Below are 11,225 nucleotides of genomic sequence, written 5' to 3'. Positions count from 1 at the left end.
TTTGTGCCATTTTTCTTTATACTGTCACTTAGGCAGGCTGGACACTTGATTTCTAGAGTTATTCGCATTTCTCTATTTTATCAAAATCCAACCTGCTTTTTTTCAGCATACTTTTTGAAACACCACCGACACTTTAAATGGGTTCTAACACTCTCTGTTATTCCTAAGTAGAAATGTCCTACCTAATAACCAAATAGAAATGTCCTATACAGACACTTCCAAGTCAAGCACAGGATTCAGATTTCGTTCTTTGATTACTGTTTTCTGTGCACGTCTGCTCGGCATCTTTTGAGAACGATTGCGTTTGTTTTGCTGTTCTAATTCTTCGTGCTGTTGTTGAATATGATTGAGAACAGCACCTAAACGTTTATTCTCAACAACCTCTCGCTGGTTGAGCTGACTTAATTTATCGAAGATGCTGTAATTGATTTTTCTTCCTTGATGTTCAATGGCTACCGTGCCATCCGGGTATTCCAGAAACTCAAGATACTTGCCGATCAACCTTTTATTTTCTTCGGTATTTTCCAGTAAATATACGCATTTATCATAAGTAATCGTCAGGCTGTTCGTGACTCTGCGGGGTTCACGCCAGGTAAAAACATCATCTAATTCTTCGGCTGTTTCAGTGACAGTCCGGTGTAGATCCTTGGGATTAAAGGCCATATTGGCAAATTTACGATTAAATTGCTCGATAAAGCAGGGTAGCCAGGCATTCGCTTGCTCAATCGAACAGATGCCTTCCAGGCGCATTTCTTTGATCAGACGGTCCTGAAGCGTTCTATTGGCCCGTTCTACACGGCCTTTGGCCTGTGGTGAATTAGCGAAGATAATATCGATATTCAGGGTGCTGAGTACGCGCCCAAACTGGGTAATCTTGGTGTCTTTCTTACTGCTTTGATTCACCCTGAAGACTGAATGTTTATCGCTGTAAAATGCCAACGGCTTACCATGCTGCTCAATATACAAACGTGTTGAAATCATATAGTCAAAGGCTGATTCTGATTCACAGAAGCGTAAATGCTGCAATTTTCCTGTGGCATCATCGATAAATACCAGCAGACAGCATTTAGGGGCTCGACCTTCAAACCAGTCATGGTGTGAGCCATCGATTTGGATCAGTTCACCATAACAGTCCCGGTTATAACGAGGCTGATACGGGCGTTTCAGACGCTTGGCGCGAGGAATCCATAAATCGGCTGCAATCATCCAGGAACGCAGTGTTTCCACTGAAATATCAAAGCCATGAACGGTGGTGAGCTTTTCATGCGCTAAAGTGGGTCCGAAACCATGCAGTTGATCCGAAACAATATTGAGGCACTTGAGTCTGAGCTCTTCAGGAAGCCTGGAATTGCTGATTTGGCCACGTGCAGCATGTGCTAATGCAGCTGGGCCTTGAGCTTTGTATTTTTGCAATAAACGTCTGATCTGACGTTCTGAAATATGAAGTAGCTGAGCAGCTTGGGACTGGGTTATGCGTTGATCACAGATTTCTTGCAAGACCGACAATCGTTTAAGTTCTTTATCCGACATAGACACCAACATATCAAACCGTCCGCTAAGAAAATTGCAAAAGTGCATATTCTAAAAGCGGACATTTTTACTTTGGAGAAACCGGACATTTCTACTTGGGGCTTACAACTCTCGTTTCGTATAACAGCCATTATGTTAAATGAATGATAATTGACATTTTGTTCATTAATACTGATATGCAACGAATTTTATTATATGTCACCCCTCAATTACAAATATAAATGACTGCTCGTCTAATCATCTCCATTACACAATTAAATGTTAAAATGCATAGCTACTTCATCTAAGATAAAATATATGTATCCAAATCTACAGCACAGCTTCGAAAACAGCGTCATTCTCGTTGTAGAAGATGATTATGATATTGGTGACATTCTTGAAAAATACATAAAAAATGAAAACATGCAGGTCATCCGTGCATTGGATGGACAACAAGCTTTAGAGTGCCTAAAAGCCAACTCTATCGACCTGATTCTCCTTGATATTAAATTACCCAAACTAAATGGCTGGGAAATTCTACAAATCATCCGTCAAACAAGTCATTTACCTGTCATTATGCTGACTGCCTTAGATGATCAAGTGAATAAGATCATGGGGCTAAAAATGGGTGCTGATGACTTTATTATTAAGCCATTTAACCCAAACGAAGTGATTGCACGAATACAAGCCGTACTTAGACGAAGTACAAGCCAAAATATGGAAATAACTAATATTATTCGTTATAGAAATATTGAAATTAATCCAGATCATCATCAAGTTTACATTTCAAATGGTCAAAGAAATCAGTTGCTCAACCTTACGTTAACTGAGTATAAGATACTGTTTTTGATGGCAAAAACACCGAATAAAGTCTTTACACGTAATGAATTGATCCAAAACTGTATGCCTGAAAGTGATGCTTTAGATCGCACTGTAGATAGCCATATCAGCAAATTACGCAAAAAACTTGAAGAAAATGATGTAAATGGCTTATTAATCAATGTCCGTGGCGTGGGGTATCGCTTAGATCAAAATCATGAAATTTAACTTTTTTAAAAATTCTGTTGGAATTAACTTCCAGTTTATTATCATGATGAGCCTATTCAATTTAGGCATTACGCTGTTATCTTTCATGATTGGCTATTTTGTTTATAGCTGGGCGATAAAAATAGGTTTTCTAAATACACAAGTTATTAATTCAAATGAATTTTCAGTTACCTCCGTTGACTTTATCTGGCTGTTTTTAGTGCTATTAACAGGCTTTTTTCTTTCTACTATCCTCGCCTTTAAATATGGAAAACGCTATACACAGCCAATTAGTGATTTAGCAGATGTTATTCAACAAATTCAACAAGGCAATTTAGCACTCAGAATTAAACAGCCACATCATGATATTCCACATGAAATCAAGTCTCTTATTGAGAACTTCAATGAAATGGCAAACCAACTTGAAGTATCAGTTAAGAATTCAACTGTTTGGAATGCTGCAATTGCACATGAATTACGAACACCTGTGACAATATTACAAGGTCGCTTGCAAGGTATTGTCGATGGTATATTTATTGCCGATAAAGCTTTACACCTAAGCTTATTGAACCAAGTCGAAGGCTTATCTTACCTTGTGGAAGATTTACGGACACTGACACTTATTGAAAATAAACAATTACGATTAGAACTAGAAAAGACCAATTTAAAAAATAGTATTGAAAAATGTCTGCAGATGTTTAATGAACGGTTTCATGTTAAAGGTTTAACTATTGTTTTAAATTTGACGGATAAATTGGTTTGCGTTGATATAAGAAGGATGGAACAGGTCTTTATTGCATTGTTCTCTAACTTTCTAAGATATTCGAATGCTGGAAAAATAAATATTACATCTGTAACCACAGCAGAACATTGGGTATTGACGTTTGAAGATGAAGGTCCTGGTATTGATGAATCGCATCTTAAACACCTGTTCAAACCCTTCTATCGACTGGAAGACTCTAGATCATGTCTAGATGGCGGTACTGGATTAGGCTTGGCAGTGATTGATGCAATTATTGAAGCACACCAAGGTCATATTTATTATTCTAAATCCAAAAACTTAGGTGGCAGCTGTTTTACTATTCAACTAAATCGTAAGACATCAACTCATTTATAATGTGTTAAGTTCAGATTAATACGGCTTAATTTAAACCATAAATTTAAGATAAATTGATGTCTGAACTTAACCATTCTGTTTGATGATCCTCAAATAAATTTCATCACAATGAATTCTCATCTCGATATTTAGCTAGCATAAAAAATACCACAATGGAGAGTATCCCGATGATAATCCCTGCTGTTAATAATAAATTAACATGAGCTGAACTGAAGGCAATTTTACCTGCGTTAATCAATGCTGTACCTTGTTCAACGGGTAACTGGCTCGCCACTAAATAGGTATCACCAATCGAAAGTCTGGCTTTTTCTGCTAAAACAGCAGTTAAATCTGACGGCACTTGAAGATGACTGCCAAATATATAGGCCATGAAAACACCAAATAAAGTAATACCTAGTCCTGTACCCAGTTCATAACCTGTACTTTCAAGTGAACCTGCCGCACCGCCCTTTTCTGCAGGTACTGAGCCCATGATCGCAATGGATGAAGCTGTTAAACCAATACTCAGTGTTAATCCAATCGAAGCTAAAATAAAGGGAACGATGATTCCCGGATGATGAAAATCTGAATAACTCAAACTGACCAACGCAATTGCTGCCAATATTAATGACATGGTCGCAACCAGACGGAGTCCAAATTTATTGGATAAAAAACCAGCAATAGGCCCGCCAATAGCGGCCGCAACCATAATCGGAACCATAAAAAGACCGGCTTGCAGCGGTGTTAAACGAATGACATATTGCAGCTCCATTGCCAAAGTTAACTCAACCCCTGCCAAAGCGCCTGCAGCAACCATTGCCATAATAATGCCGGCTAAAATAGCAGGACGTGAAAATAGCGAAAGATCTAGCATCGGCTGAGGAGAATTCAGCTGTTTGCGTACAAATATGGTTAATAAGCCGATAGATAAAACGACCAAAGGCAAGACAATCAACAACGACTGTTTACCGCCTAAGCCTGCTTTTAGTGCATATACAAACGAAATCAAACCGACAATCAGCAATAGCGCTTGACCAAATGCCCAATGTCCAGGGGTTATAGCTTCTTTTCGGGACAATAAGAAATAGCACATTGGTGCGACAACCAGCATGATTGGGACGTTAATCAGGAAAACTGAACCCCACCAGAAATATTCTAACAATCCCCCACCAATGAGCGGTCCAATGGCGGCACCGGCTGATCCGATTGTGCCCCAAATACCCAGCGCAATGGCACGTTCGCGACTGTCTTCGAAGGTTCTGCGAATAATACCCAATACACAGGGCATAATCATGGCACCGCCTAATGCTAATAAAGCACGTGCGGCAATCAGCATAGAAGCCGTTTGGGAAAATGCCGCAAGGACTGAGGCAATTCCAAATATAACCAAGCCAATCAGCAGAATCTTACGATTGCCGACACGATCAGCCAAAGTTCCCATCGGAACTAAAAGTCCAGCCATAAGTAATGGATAAATATCAATAATCCATAAGACTTGGTTACTTGTGGCACTCAGCGATTGGGTTAATGAGGGAACCGCAACATGCAGTACAGTCATATCAATCACAATCGGCAGAAATGCAAGCACGACAGCGAGCAATATCCACCAGCGTTTCGGATCAAGATTGGTAGCTTTCATGATTAAACCTATATTGATGGTTTATTAAATCAATTCTGAAATAAAGATGTAAATGAAAGATTTGTTGTGGGCTAAACTCGTTAACCCACAGCTTTTATTCTCAGTTTTGATGCTTAATGTGCCGCTTTACGTTTCGAGAATTTCTCAACCATGCTCATGACGACAATAAAGAAAATCGGTACAAAAATAACAGCTAGAATTGTTGCGCTGATCATGCCGCCAAAGACGCCTGTACCAATCGCTTTTTGAGTTTCAGAACTAGCGCCACTGGCAATGACTAAAGGAATAACGCCACAGGTAAATGCCAAAGATGTCATTAGGATTGGACGTAAGCGCAATTTAGCGGCTGCAACGGTTGCCTCCACTAAACCCATTCCTTCTTCTCTTAGTGCTTTTGCAAACTCAACAATCAAAATAGCATTCTTTGCAGATAGACCAATAATCGTGATCATGCCGACCTTAAAGAAAATATCATTTGGCATACCACGTAACATTACTGCTAAAAAGGCGCCAATCAACCCTAGAGGGACAACTAGCATCACAGAGAATGGAATTGACCAGCTTTCATAAAGCGCTGCCAAGACAAGGAAAACGACTAACATCGACAACAGTAATAAAAACAAGGTTTGTGATTCCGACTGTTTTTCTTCTAGAGAAATCCCAGTCCACTCATAACCCACACCTTTCGGAAGTTGTTCAATCAAATTTTCCATCTCAGTCATGGCTTGTCCTGAAGATATACCTGCTGCTGGACTGCCAGAAATACTCAATGATGGACGACCGTTGTAACGATTGTATTGTTGTGGGGAATGTTGCCAAATTGGAGTAATTATTTCAGACATTGAAACCAATTTACCGCTTTGACTGTTCACCTTAATCTGAAGAATATCTTCAATACTCATGCGTGATTTGGCATCAAGTTGCACAATGACTTGCTGCATACGGTCATGATTTGGAAAATCATTGATATACATCGAACCCATTGAGGTTGAAATAATATCGGTCACATCACTGAAATTAACACCTAATGCCTGCAATTTATCTCTATCAATTTTAAGCTGTACAGAACTGCCATCTGGCAAACCTTCAGGATAGACCTCCGCCACGATTTTACTTTGTGCTGCTAATGCTAAAAGCTGATCTTGTGCTTCTCTTAAAGCAGGCATGCCAATATTGCCACGATCTAATAATCTCAGTGAAAAACCAGATGAGTTACCCAATTCATCAATTGCTGGTGGTAACACAGACATGGTTTGACCTTCTGAACTTTCAGCCATCGCTATATTGGCATTATTCACGACTTCTTGTGCCGTAATAGTACGCTCTTCGAATGGCAATAGATTGGTAAAATACATCGCTGTATTCTGACCAGATCCACTAAAACCAAAACCTAAGACCGCCATATTGTCTTTAATCCCCGTTTCTTGGTCTAAATAATTTTGAAACTCAGCAACGACTTTACGGGTACGTTCTTGAGTTGCATCCGCAGGAAGTTGAATCGAAGTCATAAACCACCCCTGATCTTCTTCTGGCATAAACGCAGTCGGAACGTGTTTAAAACTAAAAATCAGCACAATGACAATGCCTAAGAAACATAACATTGCGAGGGTTTTATGTTTAATTACTTTAAATAAACTGCGTTCATAGCGATTGTTCAGCTTCTCAAAACTGCGATCAAACGATGCAAAAACACCCTTTTTCTGATGGTCTTGATCAATCGGTTTTAACATCGTTGCACATAACGCAGGGGTTAATGTCAGTGCAAGGAAAGCTGAGAATAAAATTGAAACCGACATGGTAATGGTGAACTGACGATAGATAATCCCCACTGAGCCTGACGCCAATGCCATCGGCAAGAATACAGCGGCTAACACTAAGGTGATGCCAATAATCGGATTGGTAATTTCCTTCATGGCTTTAGATGTGGCTTCAACTGGAGATAAGCCTTCTGTCGCCATAATGCGTTCAACATTCTCAATGACCACAATCGCATCATCGACAATAATCCCGATCGCAAGCACCATACCGAACATGGTCAGCACATTAATCGAAAAACCAGCAAGCAGCATGACTGAGAATGTGCCAAGCAATGCAATCGGTGCAACAATCGCCGGAATTAAGGTGTATCGAACATTGTGTAAAAAGATAAACATGACAATAAAAACTAATGCCATAGCTTCAAGCAATGTCATGATTACTTTTTCAATCGAGATTTTTACAAAAGGTGCAGTGTCGTAAGGTATAGAGAATTTCATACCATCAGGCAGTGCTGAACCTAACTGTTCAATTTTCGCTTTAACACCTTCTGCAGTCTTGACAGCGTTGGCACCAGGACTCATTTGTATCGCCACAGCTGTAGAGGCTTTGCCATTTTCTAAAATCGCAAAGTTATACATCTGTGCCCCGATTTCGACACGAGCGACATCCGACAGTCGAACATTGGCGCCATTTTGTTGAGCACGTAAACTAATTTTCTTGAATTGCTCTACAGTTTCTAATTGACCTTGAGCAGTTAAAGGAATAGTAATTTGTTGCCCCGTCAAAGCAGGAACATCACCAATACGACCTGGTGATATCGGCAAGTTTTGGTTTTGGATGGCTGTATTCACATCTTGAATACTCAATCCATAAGAAACCAAACGATCTGGATCGACCCAAATCCGCATGGCTTTTTCAGCACCAAAATTTTGGACTTTACCAACACCGTCAACCCGCTTTAATTCTTCAATCACATAGCGAGTCATATAGTCACTGACATCAATTTCACTATATTTGCCATTCGGTGAACTTAAGCCCACCATCATTAAAAAACCAGACGACGCAGCATCGACCATCAGCCCTTGTTGTCGCACTGTTTGAGGTAAGCGTGACTCAATGGCTTTAATTTTGTTTTGCACATCAATTTGTGCAAGTTCTACATCTGTACCTGGTTTAAATGTTGCGGTGATTGTTGCTGTTCCAGAACTATCTGAACTTGAACTGTAATAAAGTAAGTTTTTGACACCTGACATTTCCCGCTCAATCAAGGTCACAACACTATCATTCAATGTTTTTGGCGTAGCACCTGGATAGATTGCCGTAATACTAATCTGTGGTGGCGCAACACTTGGGAATCGTGCAATAGGTAACTTGGGGATGCTTAGTACACCCAACAGAATAATAAATAAAGCAATCACCCATGCAAAAATAGGACGCCTAATGAAAAATTGGGACATTATTGCTGTCCTCCATTTTCCTTAATATTTGTAGGTTGCCACTGCTTAATTTTTAATTTTTGCTCAGGCTGTATACGATCAGCCCCTTCAACAATGACTTTCTCACCTGCTTGTAACCCTTGTTTGATCACATAGTTATTTTGATAACGTTGACCAAGCTGAACAGGCTTGCTTTGCGCTAAACCTTTTTGATTAACAATCGTAACATTGGCTTTACCACTAATATCATGTTGAATCGCTTGTTCTGGAACTAGGAGCGCATTTTCAACTTGAGCTCGGCTCATATTGACTCGAACATACATGCCTGGCAAAAGTTTTTGATTTTCATTATTGGCTAAAATACGGATTGTGACATCACCCGTATCAGGATCAACTTTAGTATCCGAAAATAGGATTTCACCTGTAACGTTATAAGGTTTACCCTGACTATTTAGGATTTCAACCGTATGTTTGGTATTTGACACGTCACCTTGCTGTAAAGCTTCCTGTAGTTTTTCATAATCACTAATTGATTGCTTTACATCAACATAGACTTTATTAATCTGTTGTATTACGGCCATTGCATTAGTATCACCTTGACCAACTAATGCACCCTCAGTCACTAAGATTTCACCAATCGTTCCCGAGATAGGGGCTGTAACAGTCGCATATTTAAGATTAAGTTGTTGTCTGCTTAACATGGCTTGCATTTGCGCCACATCGGCTTTTGCTTTTTGATAATCTGCTTCGGTATTGTTGTATTCCTGCTGACTAACCGCATTTACTTTTACTAATTCAGTGTAGCGTTTTAACAGCACCTGCAAACGTGTCACCTCAGCTTGTGCACGGTTTAAAGTGGCTTGATTGCTTTTTACATCTGCCTGAAATATTTCAGAATTCAATTTAAAAAGCGGTTGACCTGCTTGCACATAAGAGCCTTGCTTAAAAAGTACTTTATCAACAATTCCACCTACTTGCGGGCGAATTTCAGCAATACGGTAAGCGACAACACGGCCTGGAAGATTTTCAATTAAATTCATGGAATGCGGTAATACCGTGATGGTACTGACAACCGCTGGTGGCATTTCTGTTGGGGACTGTTCAGCATCTTTGGCTTGTGTACAGCCGATTAAAAGTACAGTTGTAATAAGTATTGAACCTATTAAATGATAATGTGTTGACATGCTTTTTCAGAGGGGGGGTTTTAGATACTACTATTTTGAAATAGCAGTGTTTATGAATTGCTGATGTTGTGTGGAGATTGTGTGGAGATTGTGTGGAGAGATTAAAAGATTTATTTTTTAATGACACGCTTAAACAGCGTGGCTTGTAAATTAGTATAAATAATTTTGTTGTTCTACAATTTTGATCGTATCTTAGTTTTTTCTCATAGTTCATGAACTTTAAAATTCTAAACCAAGACTAATATTTATATAAGCAATTGAAAATACAATACATAGTTTCTTTATACACTTATGAAGTGAACTTTAGGTGAACATAAGTTAAATAGAAATTTTTAATTAGTTCAGCACAAACGTACAATCTTTAAGGCCTATAACTCGATACCGTTCTCTCTTTGATGTTTATTGCTATCTAATTGAGTGAACTCTGTGGAAATATTTCTTTATACATTAAGCGTTATGTATAGCCCAGGCCCTGTAAATTTTATGGGGCTAAATTCTGGCCTTACAGGTCAATTAAAAAAGACTATAGGATTTTACCTAGGCATTGGTTTCGCCATGTTGATCTTATTCGTATTGTTTGGCTATATAGGTGAAGCTGTTATTCCACATGGATTGATTCATTATATTGCTTTAGCGGGTGCAATTTATACATTCTACTTGGCTATAAAAATGATTAGGGCGAATGTAGAAACAACTCAACAGCAAGAAAGCCATCTAACATTCTTAAATGGCTTATTTATTCAGTTATTAAATCCAAAAGCCATTCTCGTCATTCTACCTGTTACGACAATTATGTACCCTGCAGCCAAAATCACAGGAATCATGATCTTGATAGTTTCTTTACTGATTTCACTTGGTGCTGTTGGCGCACCATTCACCTATGCTCTGGTTGGAAAATTATTAGGCAACAAAATTGCTAATCCTATCTGGTTTAATCGGCTAAATAAGCTGATGGGTATACTCTTGATTTTATCAGGGCTTTTTATGTTCAAAGATTTTCTTAATGGAATAAATCTGCTGTAGGACAAATTAGCCGTTCAAATCGAACGGCTATCTTTTAATATTTATCATTTTCCATTGAGTGGGAGTTAAACCAAATGTTTTTATAAAATGTCTGGTCATATGACTCTGATCAAAAAAGCCTGCATTTAAAGCAGCATTAACAATAGACTCCCCTTGAGCAAGGTAGAACTTAACTGTTTCTAAGCGACGCATGATCATATAACGGTGTGGGCTAGTTCCAAATAATAATCGGAAATCACGAGAAAGGCTCCAGCGGTCACGATCAGCATGTTTCTCTAAATCTGACAAACTTAAGTTTTCATGTGGATACGCCAAAATACACTCACGCGCTCTCTCTGCTGCCTTGTAGTCAAATTTTTTGTTTTGGTTAGATGAAGTATCTGAAATTTCACACAGTGTAGTTGCCAAATCAAATAGAGCATCTTCCGGCACTGTTGCAAATAGGCTGACATGATAAGCTAAATATCTTATTTATTTCGAGATACAGCAGATGAATCCCTTCCACGGTCGGCACTTTCAAGGTGAAATCATTCTTTGGGCTGTTCGTTGGTATT

General features: G+C 39.0%; 7 protein-coding genes and 1 pseudogene. 3 read left to right on the top strand and 5 right to left on the bottom strand.

Annotated features, from left to right (window positions below; translation table 11 throughout):
* Positions 1 to 204 precede the first annotated feature (204 nt).
* Positions 205 to 1,530, bottom strand: coding sequence for an ISNCY family transposase (locus FTU37_RS15455; RefSeq protein ID WP_180124615.1), 1,326 nt, complete (start codon positions 1,528 to 1,530; stop codon positions 205 to 207).
* 297 nt (positions 1,531 to 1,827) lie between these two features.
* Here FTU37_RS15455 and adeR point away from each other — a divergent pair, with 297 nt between their 5' ends.
* Both adeR and adeS read left to right on the top strand, forming a co-directional pair.
* On the top strand, positions 1,828 to 2,556 hold the full coding sequence (gene adeR / locus FTU37_RS15450) for an efflux system response regulator transcription factor AdeR (protein ID WP_032073130.1): 729 nt from the start codon (positions 1,828 to 1,830) through the stop codon (positions 2,554 to 2,556).
* On the top strand, positions 2,546 to 3,652 hold the full coding sequence (adeS, locus tag FTU37_RS15445) for a two-component sensor histidine kinase AdeS (protein ID WP_032073131.1): 1,107 nt from the start codon (positions 2,546 to 2,548) through the stop codon (positions 3,650 to 3,652). Before adeR ends, adeS begins: the two co-directional genes overlap by 11 nt.
* 103 nt (positions 3,653 to 3,755) lie before the next feature.
* On the opposite strand, the gene FTU37_RS15440 is transcribed toward adeS, so the two are convergent.
* The 3 genes from FTU37_RS15440 to FTU37_RS15430 all read right to left on the bottom strand — a co-directional run bounded on the left by FTU37_RS15440 (position 3,756) and on the right by FTU37_RS15430 (position 9,648).
* A complete protein-coding gene (locus FTU37_RS15440) occupies positions 3,756 to 5,270 on the bottom strand; it encodes an MFS transporter (protein ID WP_032073148.1) in 1,515 nt (504 codons plus the stop codon).
* Between the two features lie 113 nt (positions 5,271 to 5,383).
* Positions 5,384 to 8,488 (bottom strand): multidrug efflux RND transporter permease subunit, encoded by a 3,105-nt coding sequence (locus tag FTU37_RS15435; protein ID WP_270915313.1) that lies wholly within the window; start codon positions 8,486 to 8,488, stop codon positions 5,384 to 5,386.
* A complete protein-coding gene (locus FTU37_RS15430; RefSeq protein ID WP_032073150.1) occupies positions 8,485 to 9,648 on the bottom strand; it encodes an efflux RND transporter periplasmic adaptor subunit in 1,164 nt (387 codons plus the stop codon). The genes FTU37_RS15435 and FTU37_RS15430 overlap by 4 nt, the downstream gene beginning before the upstream one ends.
* 426 nt (positions 9,649 to 10,074) lie before the next feature.
* Between FTU37_RS15430 and FTU37_RS15425 the strand changes: the two genes are divergently transcribed.
* Complete coding sequence (locus FTU37_RS15425; RefSeq protein WP_180022882.1) at positions 10,075 to 10,671, top strand: LysE family transporter; 597 nt, start codon at positions 10,075 to 10,077, stop codon at positions 10,669 to 10,671.
* A gap of 27 nt (positions 10,672 to 10,698) precedes the next feature.
* On the opposite strand, the pseudogene FTU37_RS15420 reads toward FTU37_RS15425, so the two are convergent.
* Positions 10,699 to 11,097 (bottom strand): annotated as a pseudogene (locus tag FTU37_RS15420) (helix-turn-helix transcriptional regulator); the annotation flags it as partial.
* Positions 11,098 to 11,225 lie beyond the last annotated feature (128 nt).

This window comes from Acinetobacter sp. YH12097 (assembly GCF_013419225.1).
GTDB classification, from domain to species: Bacteria; Pseudomonadota; Gammaproteobacteria; order Pseudomonadales; family Moraxellaceae; genus Acinetobacter; species Acinetobacter amyesii.
This window is presented reverse-complemented; position numbering and strand designations above follow the sequence as displayed.

Bases quoted from the DNA above. Each gene is read 5' to 3' on its own strand.
- FTU37_RS15455 (WP_180124615.1), bottom strand. From the start codon at position 1,530: ATGTCGGATAAAGAACTTAAACGATTGTCGGTCTTGCAAGAAATCTGT.
- adeR (WP_032073130.1), top strand. From the start codon at position 1,828: ATGTATCCAAATCTACAGCACAGCTTCGAAAACAGCGTCATTCTCGTT.
- adeS (WP_032073131.1), top strand. From the start codon at position 2,546: ATGAAATTTAACTTTTTTAAAAATTCTGTTGGAATTAACTTCCAGTTT.
- FTU37_RS15440 (WP_032073148.1), bottom strand. From the start codon at position 5,270: ATGAAAGCTACCAATCTTGATCCGAAACGCTGGTGGATATTGCTCGCT.
- FTU37_RS15430 (WP_032073150.1), bottom strand. From the start codon at position 9,648: ATGTCAACACATTATCATTTAATAGGTTCAATACTTATTACAACTGTA.